Annotated in this window: 13 protein-coding genes and 3 pseudogenes; 8 read left to right on the forward strand and 8 right to left on the reverse strand. The window is 63.0% G+C overall.

The features are described from left to right. Nucleotides 1-55: 55 nt before the first annotated feature. Nucleotides 56-1,375, reverse strand: coding sequence for a Na+/H+ antiporter family protein (locus ACPZMI_RS21985; protein ID WP_186708320.1), 1,320 nt, complete (start codon nt 1,373-1,375; stop codon nt 56-58). A gap of 573 nt (nt 1,376-1,948) precedes the next feature. Here ACPZMI_RS21985 and ACPZMI_RS21990 point away from each other — a divergent pair. Next, nucleotides 1,949-2,914, forward strand: a pseudogene (locus ACPZMI_RS21990) (methyl-accepting chemotaxis protein); the annotation flags it as partial. Nucleotides 2,915-3,259: 345 nt separating this feature from the next. Next, a pseudogene (locus tag ACPZMI_RS21995) lies at nt 3,260-3,772 on the forward strand (methyl-accepting chemotaxis protein); the annotation flags it as partial. A gap of 38 nt (nt 3,773-3,810) precedes the next feature. Here the strand turns inward: ACPZMI_RS21995 and ACPZMI_RS22000 are convergent. Next, nucleotides 3,811-5,706, reverse strand: a complete 1,896-nt coding sequence (locus ACPZMI_RS22000) for a S8 family serine peptidase (protein ID WP_186664434.1) — start codon at nt 5,704-5,706, stop codon at nt 3,811-3,813. A 177-nt stretch (nt 5,707-5,883) separates the two neighbouring features. On the opposite strand from ACPZMI_RS22000, the gene ACPZMI_RS22005 reads away from it, so the two are divergent. Both ACPZMI_RS22005 and ACPZMI_RS22010 read left to right on the forward strand, forming a co-directional pair. Then, on the forward strand, nt 5,884-6,909 hold the full coding sequence (locus ACPZMI_RS22005; protein WP_186665417.1) for an ABC transporter substrate-binding protein: 1,026 nt from the start codon (nt 5,884-5,886) through the stop codon (nt 6,907-6,909). Nucleotides 6,910-7,058: 149 nt separating this feature from the next. Beyond that, entirely contained in the window at nt 7,059-8,144 is a 1,086-nt protein-coding gene (locus tag ACPZMI_RS22010; RefSeq protein WP_186664432.1) for a TerC family protein, read from the forward strand. Nucleotides 8,145-8,167: 23 nt separating this feature from the next. On the opposite strand, the gene ACPZMI_RS22015 is transcribed toward ACPZMI_RS22010, so the two are convergent. Beyond that, nucleotides 8,168-9,397 carry an acyl-CoA dehydrogenase gene (locus ACPZMI_RS22015; RefSeq protein ID WP_186664430.1) on the reverse strand — a complete coding sequence of 410 codons (1,230 nt, stop codon included), beginning with the start codon at nt 9,395-9,397 and terminating at the stop codon, nt 8,168-8,170. 141 nt (nt 9,398-9,538) lie between these two features. On the opposite strand from ACPZMI_RS22015, the gene ACPZMI_RS22020 reads away from it, so the two are divergent. From ACPZMI_RS22020 to ACPZMI_RS22035, 4 genes are all read left to right on the forward strand, one after another. Further along, nucleotides 9,539-10,477 (forward strand): LysR family transcriptional regulator, encoded by a 939-nt coding sequence (locus ACPZMI_RS22020; protein WP_186708326.1) that lies wholly within the window; start codon nt 9,539-9,541, stop codon nt 10,475-10,477. A gap of 94 nt (nt 10,478-10,571) precedes the next feature. Next, entirely contained in the window at nt 10,572-11,615 is a 1,044-nt protein-coding gene (locus ACPZMI_RS22025; protein WP_186664426.1) for a hypothetical protein, read from the forward strand. 155 nt (nt 11,616-11,770) lie between these two features. Beyond that, a complete protein-coding gene (locus tag ACPZMI_RS22030; RefSeq protein ID WP_426353071.1) occupies nt 11,771-12,925 on the forward strand; it encodes a cysteine desulfurase family protein in 1,155 nt (384 codons plus the stop codon). Nucleotides 12,926-13,030: 105 nt separating this feature from the next. Beyond that, nucleotides 13,031-13,663, forward strand: a complete 633-nt coding sequence (locus ACPZMI_RS22035; RefSeq protein WP_186664422.1) for a LysE family translocator — start codon at nt 13,031-13,033, stop codon at nt 13,661-13,663. A 6-nt stretch (nt 13,664-13,669) separates the two neighbouring features. Here the strand turns inward: ACPZMI_RS22035 and ACPZMI_RS22040 are convergent, their stop codons facing one another. The 5 genes and pseudogenes from ACPZMI_RS22040 to ACPZMI_RS22060 all read right to left on the reverse strand — a co-directional run. Further along, nucleotides 13,670-14,047, reverse strand: coding sequence for a response regulator (locus ACPZMI_RS22040; RefSeq protein ID WP_186708328.1), 378 nt, complete (start codon nt 14,045-14,047; stop codon nt 13,670-13,672). 44 nt (nt 14,048-14,091) lie between these two features. Then, entirely contained in the window at nt 14,092-15,318 is a 1,227-nt protein-coding gene (locus ACPZMI_RS22045) for a hybrid sensor histidine kinase/response regulator (RefSeq protein ID WP_186664418.1), read from the reverse strand. Next, the gene (locus ACPZMI_RS22050; protein WP_186664416.1) at nt 15,312-15,887 is read right to left on the reverse strand and encodes a chemotaxis protein CheB; all 576 of its coding nucleotides are present in this window, start codon (nt 15,885-15,887) and stop codon (nt 15,312-15,314) included. Before ACPZMI_RS22050 ends, ACPZMI_RS22045 begins: the two co-directional genes overlap by 7 nt. Further along, entirely contained in the window at nt 15,884-16,705 is an 822-nt protein-coding gene (locus ACPZMI_RS22055; protein WP_426353072.1) for a CheR family methyltransferase, read from the reverse strand. The genes ACPZMI_RS22050 and ACPZMI_RS22055 overlap by 4 nt, the downstream gene beginning before the upstream one ends. Next, nucleotides 16,702-17,928: pseudogene (locus ACPZMI_RS22060) on the reverse strand (response regulator); the annotation flags it as partial. The gene ACPZMI_RS22055 and the pseudogene ACPZMI_RS22060, both read right to left, overlap by 4 nt. Between the last annotated feature and the right edge of the window lie 93 nt (nt 17,929-18,021).

An 18,021-nucleotide genomic window follows, 5' to 3' on the forward strand; every position in this document is an offset into this window, starting at 1 on the left:
ACGCTTTGAGCATGATGCCACCGCACCCGACCCGCCACAATCGAGCTGCTATCGCCTACAGCACCATCGCCGCCACCCAACCGAACGCCAGCAGCGGCAGGTTGTAGTGGATGAAGGTCGGCACCACCGTGTCCCAGATATGGTGATGCTGACCATCGACGTTCAGGCCCGAGGTCGGCCCCAGGGTCGAGTCCGAGGCAGGCGAGCCAGCGTCGCCCAACGCACCGGCTGTGCCGACGATGCACACCGTGGCCAGCGGGTCGAAGCCCAACTGCACACACAGCGGCACGAAGATCGCGGCAAGAATCGGCACGGTGGAGAAGGACGAGCCGATGCCCATGGTCACCAGCAGCCCCACCAGCAGCATCAGCAAGGCACCGATACCCTTGCTGTGGTCGATCCACTGCGCCGAGGTCTCGACCAGGCTCTTCACCTCGCCGGTGGCCTTCATCACTTCGGCAAAGCCCGAGGCCGCGATCATGATGAAGCCGATCATGGCCATCATCTTCATGCCCTCGGTGAACAGATCGTCGGTCTCGCGCCAGCGCACGATGCCCGACAGCGAGAAGATCAGGAAACCGACCATCGCACCGATGATCATTGAATCCAGCCACAACTGGATGATGAATGCCGCAGCGATGGCTGCACCGGCCACCAGCAAAGTCAGCGGGTTGTACTGCACGCTGACCTGCTCGACCTCTTCGATGCGAGCCAGGTCATAGTCACGCTTGCGCCGATAGCTGATGAACACCGCCACCAGCAGGCCAACGAGCATGCCCGCCGCTGGGATGGCCATGGCGTGGGTGACGTTGACGCCGCTGATGTCCACGCCCGCACGGCTGACGTTGGCCAGAAGGATCTGGTTGAGGAAGATATTGCCAAAACCCACGGGCAGGAAGATGTACGGGGTGATCAGGCCGAAGGTGATCACGCAGGCGATCAGGCGCCGGTCGATGCGCAGGCGCGTCAGCACGTACAAGAGTGGTGGCACCAACAGCGGGATGAAGGCGATGTGAATCGGCAGAACGTTCTGCGACGACACCGCAACCACCAGCATCAGGCCAATCAACAACCACTTGAGCGTGCCGCTCTGTACCTGCCCCTGGCGGTCGATCATCGCCAGCGCGCGGTCAGCCAGGGCGTGGGCCAGGCCGGACTTGGCGATGGCCACGGCGAAGGCACCGAGCAACGCGTACGACAACGCCACCGTCGCGCCGCCGCCCAGGCCGCCATTGAAGGCTGCGAGCGTACCTTCGATCCCCAGACCACCGACCAGGCCACCGGTCACGGCGCCAACGATCAGGGCGATGACCACATGCACGCGGGACAGGCTCAGTACCAGCATGATACCGACCGCGGCGATCACTGCATTCATGGTGTGCAATACCTCATTACGACAGACAAAAAGCGGGCGCTCCGGCGACAAGCTGCGCTGGGCAGCGGCCGGACCAGGGGTGTTGTTATGGAGGGCGCACACTCTGAAGCACTGGGGGGAGGATGTCAAAACCGCCGAGGGATAGCGTTTGTATAGGAGCCTTAATCTTTATTGAACGTTCATATAAAGAAAAACCCGATCCCGCCGAAACAGTCGTCAGCCCCAGCTCTACTATTACAAGGGATGTACACCATGCCGTTGCGTCAACTTTCCATCCAATGGAAGATCACCCTGCTCGCCGGATTGTGCCTGGCCAGCATCGTCACATTGCTCGTCGGCCTTTCGTTGTATCGCATGGACCACAGCTCGGACCTGGTCAAGGCCAGCAGCTCGCAGATGCTCACCGAATCCGCCCAGGCCCGCATCGAATCTCAAGGCGAGGTCCAGGCGCTGAGCATTCGTCGTCAGTTCATGGACGCCTACCAGTACGGTGCCGGCTTCGCCCGTCAGGTCCTGTTCCTGCGCGAACAGGCCGAAAAGCGCTTCATCGACGCCCACGACCTGCGCCAGGACATGACCGCCCAGGTGCGCGCCGCACTGCAGGCCAACCCCGACCTGCTCGGCCTTTCGCTGGTGTTCGATGCCAACGCCCTGGATGGCAAGGACAAGCTGTTCAGCGACCTCGCCGAGCTTGGCAGCAACGAAACCGGGCGCTTCGCCCTGTACTGGTCGCAGCCGCGCGCAGGCCAGTTGACCGCCATGGCGTTGCCCGAGCGTGACATGGCCAACACCCAGATCGGCCCCAGCGGCGAGGCGGCCAATACCTGGTGGGCCTGCCCGCGCAGCACCGGCAAGGTCTGCGTGATCGAGCCCTACTTCTATGAAATCGCTGGCCAGCAAGTGCTGATGACCAGCATCGTCTTCCCGCTGATGGTGGATGGCAAGGTTATCGGCACCCTGTCCATCGACACCAACCTGAACAGCTTGCAGGCCCTGAGCGAAGACGCCAGCCGCAGCCTGTACGAAGGTCGCACCAAGGTCGGCATCCTCAGCCCCGCGGGCCTGCTGGCCGGCTACAGCCCGGACGCCGGCAAGCTGGCCGAGCGCTTCGACCAGGTCGATACCCGCCAGGGCGCCGAGCTGGTGCGCAAGCTGACCGCCGGCAAGCTGCAGGTCCTTCACGACCAGCAACGCCTGAAGGTACTGGCCGCGTTCGCACCGATTCCCGGCGGCAAGCCCTGGGGCGTACTGCTCGACGTACCGGAAAGCGCCCTGACCGGCCCTGCCGACGCGCTCAAGCGCGAACTCGACGTGCTCAACACCAGCGGCACCCTGCTCGAGCTGGGCCTGGGCCTGGCTGCGGCGATCGCCGGCCTGCTGGCGGTGTGGCTGATGGCGCGCGGGGTAACCCGGCCGATCCTCGGTGTGGCCGCGATGCTCAAGGATATCGCCAGCGGCGAAGGTGACCTGACCCGTCGCCTGAACTACGACAAGCGCGACGAACTGGGCGAGCTGGCCGGCTGGTTCAACCGCTTCCTCGACAAACTGCAACCGACCATCGCCGAGGTGAAACGCTCGGTGCAGGCAGCACGCGGCACGGCCGACCAGTCTGCTGCCATCGCCAGCGAAACCAGTGCGGGCATGGAGCAGCAGTACCGCCAGGTCGACCAGGTCGCGACCGCCTCCCACGAAATGAGCGCCACCGCCCAGGACGTCGCCCGCAGCGCGGCCCAGGCAGCGCAAGCCGCGCGCGATGCCGACCAGGCCACCCGCGAAGGCCTGGCCGTGATCGATCGGACCACTGACAGCATCGATGCGCTGGCCGCCGACATGAGCAGCGCCATGGCCCAGGTCGAGGGGCTGGCGCAAAACAGCGAGAAGATTGGTTCGGTGCTGGAGGTAATTCGCTCTATCGCCGAGCAGACCAACCTGTTGGCCCTCAACGCGGCCATCGAGGCCGCGCGGGCCGGGGAAGCCGGGCGCGGCTTCGCGGTGGTCGCCGACGAAGTGCGCAACCTCGCGCGGCGCACCCAGGAGTCGGTGGAAGAGACCCGCCAGGTGATCGAGTCGCTACAGGCCGGCACCCGCGAAGTGGTCGGCGCCATGGACAGCAGTCATCGCCAGGCCCAGGGCGGCGTGCAGCAGGTTGGCCAAGCGGTTACCGCGCTGCAGCGCATCGGCCAGGCGGTCACCGTGATCAGCGACATGAACCTGCAGATCGCCTCGGCCGCCGAAGAGCAGAGCGCGGTGGCCGAAGAGATCAATAGCAATGTGGCCACCATTCGCGACGTGACCGAATCGCTGTCAGGTCAGGCCAACGAATCGGCGCGGGTCAGCCAGTCGCTCAATAGCCTTGCCAACCAGCAGCAGGGGCTTATGGACCAGTTCCGGGTCTGAACAGAAAGCCTGCGGCGCAATTGCCGCCGCAGGCGCGCTCAGCCTTCGTTTTTTTGGGGCGAGTAGAACCGGCCGCCATCAAGAATCCTGTCAAGCCGCCTCAACGCGGCGTACACGTTTGGCCGAACGCCCATCGGCGGCTGGGATTCATGGGGGAACATCGCGTCGGTGTAGCCTGTCTGCATCAGCAACATATGCATCTCGTAGGCGTTCAGGTAGAGATGGTGCTGTTCCATGGCGTAGGACTGGATCAGCGTCAGCGCGCCACCTATCATCGCTGTCGCAGACGAGGTGCCGCCATAGATGTTGGTGTAGTCCCTGTCATTGCCGTCCTTGTCCTGCAAGAACCCAGTGGGTGACAAACCAAGTGTCACCACCGAGTCTCCCCAGGCGTTGAGCATGCGATAGGGGTAGTTGTAGTTGGATTTTCTGTGGGGATGGCCAGACCATGACTCACACGCCCCTACCACGATGGCACCAATGTCTTTCGTGGCATCGAAGTAACGCCATCGCGACAGGTTCACCCCAGTCCCTGCCACTGCCCCGATATCGCTGTTGTCCTGGTTGAACCCATTACCCGCTGCACATACGACCACAGCCCCACGGTCAACCAATCGTTCGATTACGCTCGACCACATCGCGGAGTGCAACGTCGGCAGGTACGCCTCCGGCCTTTTAGCATCGTGGACCTGACGGACTATGGTGACCACATCGCCGGGCATGACCCGGATCAGCAGTTGATCGAGCGTGCGCCTTCCTGCCTCGGAGTTGTAGAAGAACACTTCCGACTGATGACTGATGCCTGTAACCCCGGTACCGTTGGCAGAGGCGATTATCACCCCTGCCGATGAGCTGCCGTGATCAGGGCTACCGTTTGGCTCCAGGACAATGACCTTGATAGCGCTGTTGCCGCGCAGCTCTTCATGATTTGGGTAAAGGCCACCATCGACCAGATGCACGCGTGCCCCTCGCCCCTTGACCTCCTTTTCCCAGGCCTTGCGGATGTTAAGACCCTTGATCAACGCATCCGGCTCGTCAAGGTAGCGCTGAAGCGCCTCGAAATCGGGGGTGGGCTGCGACTCGTCATATGCCTTGTTACCGTAGTGAACGGCGACCCCGGTCAGCACCGTCGCCAAGGCACCAGCGAGAAGCAATGGCCCTGCGGCCGACTGTTCGCCCACGGGGGGCAGGTGCACATGCTCCACGTAGTCCAGTTGCGCCACATGTTTGCCGAGCACGATGAACGTGTCGTTGTTCATGCTGGCGGGCTGTTCGATCTGCCAGTAATCGCGCAATGCCTGCAAGCTTTCGATATCGCGTTGCTCGGGCTCAAGGTACTGGCGCCATTGCAAAAGATGCTCCAGCCCCGGCCAGCGCCGCATCAGCAGGGAGTTCGAATCCGCTTGCATGTCTGCGGCGAAGCGCTCGGCACCACCCTCGGCAAACTTCACCAGCAAAGGGCCGACCGCAGGTTTGAAGTTGATAGGGTCGTGTTGCTGCAGCATGTCGTCGACCAGCTCGAACGACTGCGGCATCTTGCGCGCCGCCGGATCAGACGTGGCGTCGCGCCTGCTCCGGCCCGAGCCAAGAAAGGTACGCGTCGATTCCCCGGGCTGAATGTCGAACTCCAGTGGCGCAAATGTGCGCGTAGCGCCACCCGCCTTTTGAATCCAGGTCACGGTAGGCGTGATGGCGAAACGACCGTAAGGCGCATCGACCTTGAACGTAATGGGGCAGCCATAGTCGGTCAACTCACCACTGGAGGCATGTGAAGGTGCCGTCTCGGTCTGCAGCAAGCTGACGCTATTCCCGTCTTTCCTGTGCAACTGGTAGGTGATGCGCTTGATGTTCTCAAGATCACTTCCGGTACAGCGAACGAGCAGTAGCCCATCGAAGCGGTAGCTGCGGTAATGGACAAATTTCAGGTCAGTCATCACAAGCCCTCGGGGCAAGAAAGTAGAAGTGGGGGCCGGCAAGCAACCATCCGCCGGTGGGACGATGATTGGGCAGGTCAGGGTTTGCTTGCAGAGGGAAGCAGCATCGCGAGCCCGGCCCTACCATGCCCTGGTCTACACTGCCCAGTTGGCAAGCCCACAAACGAAGAGGTCATGATGAAAAAGATTCCCACGCTGCTGGCCGGGCTGCTGCTCGCGCTGGGCCTGGCCAGTACCGACAGCGCGGCACGCGCCGAGTCAGCCAAGCCTATCCAGTTCGGCGCCATCGGCTGGGAAAGCGGCGCCCTGACCACCGAAATCCTGCGCCTGATCGTCGAGAAGGGTTACGGATACCCCACTGACACCCTCCCCGGCAGTACCGTCAGCATGGAAGTGGCACTGGCGAAAAACGACCTGCAAGTGATCGCCGAAGAATGGGCCGGCCGCAGCCCCGCTTGGGTCGACGCCGAGAAAAAAGGCCTGGTGTTCGCCTTGGGCGATACCGTGAAGAACGCCGTGGAAGGCTGGTATGTGCCGGCATACGTGATCAAGGGCGACCCGGCGCGCAACCTGAAGCCGCTGGCGCCAGAACTCAAGAGCGTCGCCGACCTCAAGCGCTACCCGCAGGTATTCAAAGACCCCGAGGCGCCGACCAAAGGCCGCTTCCTCAACAGCCCCAGCGGCTGGACGTCGGAAATCGTCAACACCCAGAAGCTCAAGGCTTACGCACTAGAGGGGCTATACACCAATTTTCGCACCGGCTCCGGCGCCGCCCTCGATGCCGAGGTCAGCTCGGCGATTCGGCGCGGCCAGCCCGTGCTGTTCTATTACTGGAGCCCCACGCCCCTGATGGGCCGCTTCGACCTCGTACGCCTGGAAGAGCCGCCTTACGATGCCCAGGCCTGGGCCACTTTGACCGACCCGGCCAATCCCGCCCCACGCGGCAGCAGTTCGCTGCCCGCCAAACTGTCGATTGGCGTATCGCGGGCTTTCAAGACGCAATACCCGGACCTGGTGGCCCTGTTCGAAAAAGTCGACTTGCCAATCGACACCCTCAATCAGGCCTTGGCCATCATGAGCGAGAAACGCCAGGACCCGCGGGAGGCGGCCAAGGTATTTCTGCGCGAGCATCCGCAGGTCTGGGAAGCCTGGATGCCGTCCGAAGTGGCGCGCAAAGTCGTCGACGCGCTCGGGAAACCCTAATCAGGCAAAGAAATGTAACACCCCTCCCCTTGGCCCCGGCACTCCATGGACTAGGCTTACACCCATGTGATGCCGGGCCCCTCTGACGGTTTGCGCCGCCATGTCGGAATCACTGTTGCCATGCAACGTCGACAATCAAGGAGGGGCTCATGACAGCTCTGCAGACATTCCTCACAACACCCCTGCTCGGCACCAGCACTTGGTTATGGCTGGTCTTCGTCACCATCGTCATCGCCCTGCTGGTCCTCGACCTGGGCGTGCTGCACCGCCAGGAACGTGAAATCGAAATGCGTGAAAGCCTGCTGCTGTACTCAGGCTATTTCAGCGTGGGCGTGCTGTTCGGGGTATGGGTGTGGTACGAGCTCGGCGCCCAGTCGGCACTGGAGTTCTACACGGGCTTCCTGGTCGAGCAGTCGCTGTCGATGGACAACGTGTTCGTCATGGCGATGATCTTCAGCTTCTTCGCCATCCCTCGCCGTTACCAGCACCGCGTGCTGTTCTGGGGCATCCTCGGCGTGGTAGTCCTGCGTGCGATCATGATTGGCGTGGGCGCTGCGCTGGTACAGAACTTCGCCTGGGTGCTCTACCTGTTCGGTGCGTTCCTGCTGTTCACCGGGGTGAAGATGGCGCTTTCCAGAGAAGACAGCCGTCCGGATCTGGCCAACAACCCGGTGCTGCGCTTCGTGCGCAGGCACATGCGGGTCACTGACCAGATCCATGGCAAGCACTTCTTCGTCCGTCTCACGCCACCCGGCCAGAGCAAGGCGTTGCGTTACGCCACTCCACTGTTTCTCGCCCTGGTGCTGATCGAACTGGCCGACCTGGTGTTTGCCGTCGACAGCGTGCCGGCGATCTTCGCCATCACCCAGGATCCGTTCATCGTCTACACCTCGAACATCTTCGCCATCCTTGGCCTGCGCTCGCTGTACTTCGCCCTGTCAGCGTTGATGCACCGCTTCGTCTACCTCAAGTACGCCCTGGCGATGGTGCTGATCTTCATCGGTTGCAAGATCTTCTACCACGGGTTGGTGGGCAAGGTGCCGGCGCTGCTGTCGCTGGGCGTGACATTCGGGTTGCTGCTGGGCGGCGTGGTGCTGTCGCTGTTCAAGACCCGAGCCAGCGAAAGGCAAGAACCTGCCTTGGCCCAAGAGAGCCCGAGCAAGGCCGAAGCGCCCCCTGGCGACGCCGCGCCAGGATCATCCACGGCCCCTGCCACGAACCACACCGGCCCTTGACGGCACGTACATGCGCAGCGGGCTTACTGCCCGCTGCGCAGCATCTCCTTGGGCACATACTTGCCGATCTCGTACTTGCCGATCGCCGCCCGGTGCACTTCATCGGGCCCGTCGGCCAGGCGCAAGGTACGCTGCATGGCATACATGTAGGCCAGCGGGAAGTCGCCGCTAACACCCGCACCACCATGAATCTGGATCGCCCGGTCGATCACCTTGAGCGCGACATTCGGCGCCACCACCTTGATCTGGGCAATCTCGCTACGCGCCACCTTGTTGCCGGCGGTGTCCATCATGTACGCCGCCTTGAGGGTCAGCAGGCGCGCCATATCGATTTCCATCCGCGAGTCGGCGATCTTGTCGACATTGCCGCCCAGCCGGGCCAGCGGGCGACCGAACGCGGTGCGGCTTACCGCACGCTTGCACATCAGCTCCAGGGCACGTTCAGCCATGCCGATCGACCGCATGCAATGGTGGATACGGCCTGGCCCCAGGCGCCCCTGGGCAATCTCGAAACCACGCCCTTCGCCGAGGATGACGTTGTCGTAAGGCACGCGCACGTTGTCGAACAGCACCTCGGCATGACCATGGGGCGCGTCGTCGTAACCGAACACCGGCAGCGGGCGAACGATCTTCACCCCGGGAGCATCGGTGGGCACCAGCACCATCGAGTGCTGCTGGTGGCGCGGGCCATCGGGGTTCGACAGCCCCATGAAGATCATCACCTTGCAGCGCGGGTCGCAGGCGCCGGAGGTCCACCATTTGCGCCCGTTGATCACCCACTCGTCACCATCACGCACGGCGGTGGCAGCCATGTTGGTGGCATCGGACGAGGCCACGTCCGGTTCGGTCATGGCAAACGCCGAGCGGATTTCGCCGCGCAGCAGTGGTTCCAGCCACTGCTGTTTCTGCGCCTCGCTGCCATAACGCACCAGGACCTCCATGTTGCCGGTATCCGGCGCCGAGCAGTTGAACGGCTCCGGCCCCAGCAGCGAACGGCCCATGATCTCGGCCAACGGTGCGTATTCCAGGTTGGTCAGCCCCGCGCCGTACTCGGACTCGGGCAAGAACAGGTTCCACAGCCCTTCGGCCCGGGCCTTGGCCTTGAGCTCTTCCATGATCGCAGTGGGCTGCCAGCGATCACCTTCGGCAACCTGACGCTCGAACACGGCTTCGGCGGGATAGACATGGGTGTCCATGAACGCGGTGACGCGCTCGCGCAGAGCCTGGACCTTGGGCGTATAGGCGAAATCCATCTGGGCTACCTTTGCGGAATGAAGAACATGCACAGAGCCTAGAGCAGCCCAGGTCAATCCACCTAGTCTATTTTCCGTGTGTATTAACATTCATAACCGATATATGATCGGCGAATAACATCAACAACGCGTGGCGCCCCTATGAACCTCAGCAAGGTCGATCTCAACCTGTTCATCGTCTTCGACGCCATCTACACCGAAGCCAACCTGACCCGTGCCGGGCAGATCGTCGGCATCACTCAACCTGCCGTTTCCAACGCCCTGTCGCGCCTGCGCGAAACCTTCAACGACCCACTGTTCGTGCGCACCGCCCAAGGCATGGTGCCGACACCGATGGCGCAGAACATCATCGGGCCGGTGCGTAACGCCTTGGCCCTGCTGCGCACTTCGGTGCAGGAAAGCCGAATCTTCAATCCGCAGCAGGCCAGCAAGACCTTCCGCATCAGCATGACCGACCTCACCGAGGCGGTGGTCCTGCCTCTGCTGTTCCAGCGCTTGCGTCGCCTGGCGCCGGGTGTGGTGATCGAGAGCTTCCTGTGCAAGCGCCGCGAGACCACCAAGGAGCTGGCCGCAGGCCGCCTGGACTTCGCCGTCGATGCTCCGCTGAACACCGATCCCCAAGTGCGCCACGTCAAGCTGATGCAGGATCGCTATGTCTGCGCCCTGCGCCAGGGCCACCCGCTGGGCGAGGCCAAGCTGACGCTCGATAGCTACCTGGGCATGACCCATATCCATATTTCCAGCCGTCGCAACGGCCTGGGCTACGTCGATCTGGCGCTGGGCAAGATGGGCGTGCAGCGCAAGATCGCGCTGCGCTCGCAACACTACCTGATGGCCTCGCAGGTGCTGCAGCAGACCGACATGGTGATGACCGTCCCCGAGCGCTTCGCACGCCGCCATCAGTTGCGCTACCTGACGCTGCCGGTAGAAGTCCCGCCACTGGAAACACACCTGTACTGGCATGAAAGCACTGATCAGGACCCGGCCAACCGCTGGATGCGCGAGCAGATCATCGAGCTGTGCCAGCAGGTGGTCGCGCAGGATGAGCGGGAGATTGCCGCGCAGGCCGCTGTCGACTGAAGCCCAGGCGGCGCAGTCGATGATGGCACACTGGACGAACGGTGCCATCACCTCTAGCATCTGCACCGCCCTCACCCAACGCTCAAGGACGATCATGCTCGCCACCGCAGCACGCTCCATCACTCTGGTTGCCGCCTGCACACTGCTCGGCGCCTGCAGCTTCAACGGCACCTACCAGGACAGCAGCCGCACTGACGCGTCGAAACTGCGCTACGTCGCCAACACCTCCAACTCGACGCTGGATGTCTACCGAGGTCCCCGGTGCGAGGGCAGCACCACCGGCCTGCTCAACAATTTCCTGGCCAGAGACACTCGACGCCGCGCCGACATGCGCGTCCCGCCCACCGCCGACACCCGTGGCTACCTGGAGATCCGCCTGGAGCCCGACCAGCCACTCTATCTGTTTGCCAACACCTTGAGCACCGGTGGCGCGCCTTGCTCGATCGGGGTCACCTTCACCCCCGCCGCCGGTTCCGAATACGAAGTGAGCGTCGATCGCAGCGACGGTTACTGCATGCTTCAACTCACCCGCCTGCAACGCATCGACGGCAAGGATGTTCGCATCCCCTACCCACTGAGCGATGAGCCCCTGGCAAGCTGTAGCGGCACCTCCCCGCTGTTCCCGCTACCGCCCACTCCACTGCCCGCCTCCGTGCAACGCAGCGCAATGATCGAAGGCCTTATCAATGACAGCCTGACCTCGTCCGGCGCAGTGATCGACATACTGCAAGCCAGCAACCTGCAGCAACCTCCGGCCGATCGGCAGATCGCCGAACGTCGCCAGGCCTTGGGCAATGCCACGCTGCCCGATGCCTACTGGGACCAGTACCGCGCCAATCTGCAGCATTTCGAGCAAGCCCTTGGCCAGGTCAAGGCCCTCACCCAGGCCAGATTCCGCGACAATAACCGCCAATACCTCAACAGCGTGCAGGATCAGCAGTTGCAGATCTGGGCGGGCCTGGAACCGGGTAATCGCTACAACGGCCGCGAGGTACGCATGCGCGACATGGGCCGTTACTACGTGCGGGTCTACCGCCAGGTCACCGCTGAAGCGAAGCTCGAACACCTGCGGGCCATGGCGCAGCTTGACCGGCAATATGGCGTTTGCGAACGCTTCGAAGGATGCTGGAGGCTTTGATGCAAGGCCGGCCAGAATAGTTTTCTCCTGAACGGCCTTGCGACGAAAAATATTTCCATCAACCGCTGAAAAAGGCGAAAACAAGGAAAACTCATTCCCCGCGGTTCCCCTAGCATGCTGACATTCCTCAGCCTCTGCCCGCACGGACCCGCCTGATGCACAACTTGCCGCTGTACCTCGACTACGCCGCCACCACCCCGGTCGATGACCGGGTCATCGAAAGCATGCTTGCCTGCATGGGCCGCCAGGCTCAGTTCGGCAATCCTGCGTCCAGCGGTCACGCCTATGGCCAGGCCGCCCGCGAGCTGGTGGAACAGGCCCGCCGCCAGGTCGCCGAGCAGGTCGGCGCGGCGACCGAATCGCTGGTATGGACCTCCGGTGCCACCGAGTCGAACAACCTCGCCCTCAAGGGCATCGCCCAGGGCGCCGGCCAGCCAGGCCACTTGATCACCAGCCAGTTGGAACACAAGGCCGTGCTCGACACTGTCGCCGAACTGGAGCGTCAGGGCTGGGCGGTCACAAGGCTGGTGCCGGATGCACAGGGGCTGATACAGCCAGAGGTCGTCCAGGCCGCCCTGCGTGGCGACACTCGTCTGGTGTCGTTGATGGCGGTCAACAACGAACTGGGCACCATCACCGACTTCACCCGTATCGGCGAATGCGTCCGCGAACACGGCGCACTGCTGCATGTGGATGCCGCCCAGGCCGTGGGCAAGGTCAACATCGATCTGGCGCGACAAGCCGTCGACCTGATGTCATTTTCCGCACACAAGGTCTACGGCCCCAAGGGCATTGGCGCGCTGTACGTCGGCAGCCGTGCTCGCCCCTGCCTGCATGCGCAGATGCATGGGGGCGGCCACGAAGGCGGGCTGCGCTCCGGCACGCTGCCGGGGCATCAGATCGTCGGCATGGGGAGTGCCTTCGCCCTGGCCGGTTCCCTGGCCGCAAGCGAGCACCAACGGATCCAGGCACTGTCGCAACGCCTGCGTGGCGGCCTGCTGGCCTTGCCGGGTGTGAGCCTCAACGGGTGCGCCGAGCAACGTATCCCGCACACCTTGAACCTGTGCATCGAGGCCAAGGGCTTCAGCAGTGCGGCACTGGCGAGCGAACTGGCCATCTCCACGACCTCGGCGTGCAACTCGGCCAGCAACGCCGCGTCCCACGTGCTGCTGGCCCTGGGGCTGAGCGAGCAGCAGGCACGCAGCAGCGTACGCATCAGCCTGGGGCGCTACAGCACCGAAGCTGATGTGGACAAGGCGCTCGAAGTATTTGGACGGGTCATTGCAGCGGGCGCCGTGGCGCTCTGGTAGCGACGCCTTCTGTCAGGTACGGACAGTGCAGAAATACCCATTGCCATGGCATCCGGCGCCGATTGCTGGCATCTTGAGGCTTTCCCCTGCGAAGGACCGCGCTCCATGGCACTGCACCTCTGGCTGACGTTTTCACTGGCCTACCTGATCACCTCGCTCACCCCTGGCCCCAACGTCCTGCTGACCGTACGCAACGCCCTGCGTTACGGCCCGTCCGGCATGGGCATGACGCTGCTGGGCAACCTCAGTGCGCAGTTGCTGCTGATCAGCGGTGTGGCGATGGGTGTCGGTGCGCTGTTGATCTCGCTGCCAGCGGCATTTCTGGCGCTGAAGCTGGTGGGCGCCGGGTATCTGATCTACCTTGGCCTGCGGCAACTGCTGTCACGGGACAAGCCCAAGCTGCCTGCAGGCGAAATCACACCGGTCGCCCCTCGAGCGAAATGGCGGATCGGCGTCGAGGCCTTCCTGGTGTCGGCGAGCAATCCCAAGACCCTGGTGTTCTTCTGCGCCTTCCTGCCGCAATTCCTCGAACCTGGCCGGCCGATCTTCGGCCAGTTCGCGGCAATGTTCATCAGTATCGCGGCCATCGTCGGGCTGGTGCATTCGTTCTACTGCTTCACCGCCTACCGCTTCGGTCAACGCCTGAAGGCGTCGCGCCTGGCAGCCTGGTTCAAACGCGCCACGGGCGCGCTGTTCATCGGGCTGGGTGTGCGGTTGCTCAACACCAAGGCGGTATAAGCCCCATTATCTGAGCAATGCCTGGATCTGTTGATGCAGGGTGTCGAGGTCGAACGGTTTGGCCAGGATCGGCGCCTTGCGCGCGATCGGGCTGCCCGACTCGAGGATCTCTGCGGGATAGCCGCTGATGAAGATCACCTTGAGATCCGGTCGCAGCTTGACCGCGGGTTCGGCGATCTCCACCCCGGAAATCCCGCCTGGCAGGCGAAAGTCCGTGACCATCAGGTCCAGGTGCGGCTTGCTCGCCAGAATCGCGAACGCCTGCTCACCGTCTTCGGCGACCAACACGTGGTAGCCCTCGCCTGCCAGGTAGTCGCGCAGGATCATCCGAATGACCGGTTCGTCCTCGACCACCAGCACCACATCTTGTGCATCTTCGCTCATCACAACGCCTTGAATTTCAAATAGTTGGCCATCTGACCACCAGGTCACACAGAGGTTGCCTGTGCCTGGTCACTTTGTTGATCGGCCGTCGCCAGCGGCAGCAGGATGCTGAAGGTCGCACCTTGCCCCTCTTCGCTCTCGACCTGGATTCGTCCACCGTGGGCCTGCACGATCTGCTCGGAGATATACAATCCCAGCCCCAGCCCACCACTGGCCTGATGCGCCGCAACCCGCTCGAACTGCTGGAAGATCCGCTGCTGGTTGGCGGTACTGATGCCAATGCCGTGATCCTGAACCTGCACACAGGCCATGCCGCTTTGCTCGAACACCCGCACCTGGACCGGGCGTCGCTCACCATAGCGCAAGGCATTGGACAGCAGGTTGGCCAGCACCTGCTCGATACGGAACTCGTCCCACTCCCCCTGCAGCACCTCGCAGCGTTGCAGTTCGATGTGGGTATCCAGCGCCGTTGCCTGGGCCGCGAAGTTCTCCACCAGGCCGCGCGCCAACTGCGACAGATCGAACGGCCGCGGGCGGATCGACAGCTTGCCGGTGCGGATGCGCGACACATCGAGCATGTCCTCGATCAGCCGGATCAAGCTGTTGATCTGCCGTTCGTCGCGCTCGACCATCGCCTTCAGGTGGGTTTCGCTGAACGCCGCGAGGTTGCCACGCGACAAGTGCATCTTGCGCAGTTGGGTCTCCAGGATCAGGCCATTGAGCGGTGTGCGCACCTCGTGGGAGACGATCGACATGAAGTCATCGCGCATGCGCACCGCACGCTCCAGTTCGCTGCGCGCCACCTGCAGCTGGGCCAGCAGTTGCTCCTGCTCCTGTCGGCTGCGCTCGAGCGCTTCCAACTGACGACCGAGCACCTGGCGCTGACGATAAAGGTCGACGAACACCGACACCTTGCTCTTGACCGCCTGGGTGTCCAACGGCTTGTGCAGGAAGTCCACCGCGCCGCTCTCGTAGCCCTTGAAGGCGTAGTTCATCTCGCGGCCAGCAGCGCTGACGAAGACGATCGGAATGTTCTTGGTCTTCTCCATGCCGCGCATCAGCTCGGCCAGCTCGAAGCCATTCATGCCCGGCATCTGCACATCGAGGATGGCCAGGGCGAACTCGTGCTCGAGCAGCAGCGACAAGGCCTGCTCGGCCGACTGGGCGCGGTGCACCTCACGGTCCTCACCCTGGATCAGGGCATCGAGGGCCAGCAGGTTTTCCGGCAGATCGTCGACGATCAGCAGTTTGGCGATGATGTGGCTTAGCATGCGCTGGGTTCCAGGGTGGCGAGCAACTGTCCGATACCGCTCAGAGAAAGAATATGGTCGGGGCAATGCAGGGCCAGTGCGGCCTCGGGCATCAGCGCAACCTGTGCGTCGCGGGGGTCCTGGACCACGGTCCGGCCTCCGCACTTCTTGATGTAGGCTAGGCCCTCGGCGCCATCTTCGTTGGCACCGGTGAGCAGCACGCCGAGCAGCCCTTCGCAATAGGCATCGGCAGCCGAGGCGAAGAGGAAGTCGATCGCCGGGCGTGAAAAGTGTACCGGTGCCTCCTGGCTCAGCGACAAACTCAGGTCGCGCTCCACCGACAAGTGATAACCGGGCGCTGCAACATAGATCTGCCCGGCCTCTATCCGTTCCTTGTCACGAGCCTCGCGCACCGGGCGATTCACCCGGCGCTGCAGCACTTCGGCCAGTTGGCTGTGGCGATCATCCGGCAGGTGCAGCACACACAGCACCGGCTGGGCAAAACCTTGAGGCAAGGCGCCAAGCACTTCGAACAAGGCCGCGACGCCGCCGGCCGAGGCGCCGATGACCACTGCGCGCACGCCGTTCATGTCTTGCGGTAGATCCGCTCGGGCCTTACCAAAGGCTCGAAGCGGTCACTATAGGCCGAGAAATCCACCGACTCCTTGCTGCCCAGGAACAGGAAGCCGCGATGGCACAGCGACTCGTGGAACAGCCCTAGGGCGCGGTCCTGCAAGTCCTTGTTGAAATAGATCAGCACATTGCGGCATGACACCAACTGGGTTTCGGAAAACACGCTGTCGGTGGCCAGGCTATGGTCGGCGAAGGTCACGTTGTCGCGCAGGCTGCTGTCCATGATCGCGTTGCCGTAGGCGGCGGTGTAGTACTCGGAAAAGTCGCGCCGCCCTCCGGCCTTGCGGTAGTTCTCCTCGTACTCACGCAGGCTCTGCATCGAATAGATGCCCTGCTTGGCCTTCTCCAGAGAACTTGGATTGATGTCGGTTGCGTAGATGATGGTGCGCTCCAGCAACCCTTCCTCACGTAGCAGGATGGCCATGGAGTACACCTCCTCCCCCGTGCTGCAACCGGCGATCCAGATCTTCAGTGATGGCCAGGTGCGCAGCAGCGGCACCACCTCCTCGCGCAGCGCGAGGAAGTGGCCTGGGTCGCGGAACATCTCGCTGACCGGGATCGTCAGGTATTGCAGCAACTGCATGAACATGCCTGGGTCGTGCATTACTCGCTCCTGCAGCGCAGTCACGGTACGGCAGTCGAACTGACGCAGGGCATGGAGGATCCGGCGCTTGATCGAAGCGCCTGAGTAATCACGGAAGTCGTAGCTGTACTTGAGGTAGATCGCCTCGATCAGCAGCCGGATCTCGATATCGGTGTTGCGTTCGCTAGTCAAATTCGCTCCAGTTGCGGCAGCCAGACGCGGATCAGGGAGAACAGGCGGTCCAGGTCGATCGGCTTGGCCAGGTAATCGTTGGCGCCCGCCTGCAGGCAACGCTGCTGGTCATCCTTCATGGCCTTGGCCGTCACGGCGATGATCGGCAGCTTGCGCCAGCGTGCCTGCTGGCGGATCAGGCGGGTCGCTTCATAGCCGTCCATTTCCGGCATCATCACGTCCATCAGCACCAGGTCGATATCCTCGTGCTGTTCGAGGCGCTCCAGCGCTTCGCGGCCGTTGCGCCCGATCTCGACGATGGCGCCCTTGTGCTCCAGGGCACTGGTCAGGGCGAAGATGTTACGCACATCGTCGTCCACCAGCAGGATCTTGCGCCCCTCGAACACCTTGTCGCGGCTGCGTGCCGTCTTCAGCATGCGTTGGCGCTCGTGGGACAGTTGCGATTCGACCTTGTGCAGGAACAGCGTCACCTCGTCCAGCAGGCGCTCCGGGGAACGCGCGCCCTTGATGATGATCGAGCGCGAGTACTTGAGCAGGTCGGCCTCTTCCTCGCGGGTCAGGTTACGCCCGGTATAGACGATCACTGGCGGGAAGCTGCGGATGTCTTCGGCGGTCATGCGCTTGAGCAACTCGTTGCCGAGCATGTCGGGCAGCTTGAGGTCGATGATCATGCAGTCGTAGATGTTCTCGCGCAGCAGTTCCAGGGCCTCCTGAGCCAGGGCCACCGCGGTGATCTCGATGTCGTCGTCGCCAATCAGCCGGGCGATGCTCTCGCGCTGCAGGTCGTCGTCCTCCACCAGCAGGATGTGCTTGAGCTTCTGGGTCAGCTTGGCTTCCAGGCGACCGAACACCTCCTTGAGCTCCTCGCGGCTGGCCGGCTTGACCGCGTAGCCTACCGCGCCCATGTGCATGGCGGCCTCGACGCGGTCTTCCACCGAGATGATGTGCACGGGGATGTGCCGGGTGTTGGCCTGTTCCTTGAGGCGCTGCAGCACGGTAAGCCCGGAATGGTCAGGCAGACGCATGTCCAGCAGCACGGCATCAGGCACGTACTGTGCCGCCAGGGCGAAACCTTCATCGGCGCCATGGGCGACCAGGCAGTTATAGTCCAGTTCGTGGGCCAGGTCGTAGAGGATCCGGGCGAAGTTCGGCTCGTCCTCGATCACCAGGATGCAGCGATTGGCGAACGGCGCCTGCTCGCGGTCGTCGGCAAATGCCGGAATCGGTAGCGGTTGCTGCGGTGCAGCCAGCGCGCGTGGTGCCGGCGGCAACTGATCGAGGGTCGGGCGCAGGCTATGGACCTCTTCCTGGCTATC

The sequence above is a fragment of the Pseudomonas wayambapalatensis genome, assembly GCF_049942315.1.
Lineage (GTDB): Bacteria > Pseudomonadota > Gammaproteobacteria > Pseudomonadales > Pseudomonadaceae > Aquipseudomonas > Aquipseudomonas wayambapalatensis.

Coding starts and splice junctions, on each gene's coding strand:
- ACPZMI_RS22035 (WP_186664422.1), top strand. CDS start 13,031: ATGGCACTGCACCTCTGGCTGACGTTTTCACTGGCCTACCTGATCACC.
- ACPZMI_RS22025 (WP_186664426.1), top strand. CDS start 10,572: ATGCTCGCCACCGCAGCACGCTCCATCACTCTGGTTGCCGCCTGCACA.
- ACPZMI_RS22015 (WP_186664430.1), bottom strand. CDS start 9,397: ATGGATTTCGCCTATACGCCCAAGGTCCAGGCTCTGCGCGAGCGCGTC.
- ACPZMI_RS22020 (WP_186708326.1), top strand. CDS start 9,539: ATGAACCTCAGCAAGGTCGATCTCAACCTGTTCATCGTCTTCGACGCC.
- ACPZMI_RS22045 (WP_186664418.1), bottom strand. CDS start 15,318: ATGCTAAGCCACATCATCGCCAAACTGCTGATCGTCGACGATCTGCCG.
- ACPZMI_RS22030 (WP_426353071.1), top strand. CDS start 11,771: ATGCACAACTTGCCGCTGTACCTCGACTACGCCGCCACCACCCCGGTC.
- ACPZMI_RS22000 (WP_186664434.1), bottom strand. CDS start 5,706: ATGACTGACCTGAAATTTGTCCATTACCGCAGCTACCGCTTCGATGGG.
- ACPZMI_RS22040 (WP_186708328.1), bottom strand. CDS start 14,047: ATGAGCGAAGATGCACAAGATGTGGTGCTGGTGGTCGAGGACGAACCG.
- ACPZMI_RS21985 (WP_186708320.1), bottom strand. CDS start 1,375: ATGAATGCAGTGATCGCCGCGGTCGGTATCATGCTGGTACTGAGCCTG.
- ACPZMI_RS22005 (WP_186665417.1), top strand. CDS start 5,884: ATGAAAAAGATTCCCACGCTGCTGGCCGGGCTGCTGCTCGCGCTGGGC.
- ACPZMI_RS22050 (WP_186664416.1), bottom strand. CDS start 15,887: ATGAACGGCGTGCGCGCAGTGGTCATCGGCGCCTCGGCCGGCGGCGTC.
- ACPZMI_RS22010 (WP_186664432.1), top strand. CDS start 7,059: ATGACAGCTCTGCAGACATTCCTCACAACACCCCTGCTCGGCACCAGC.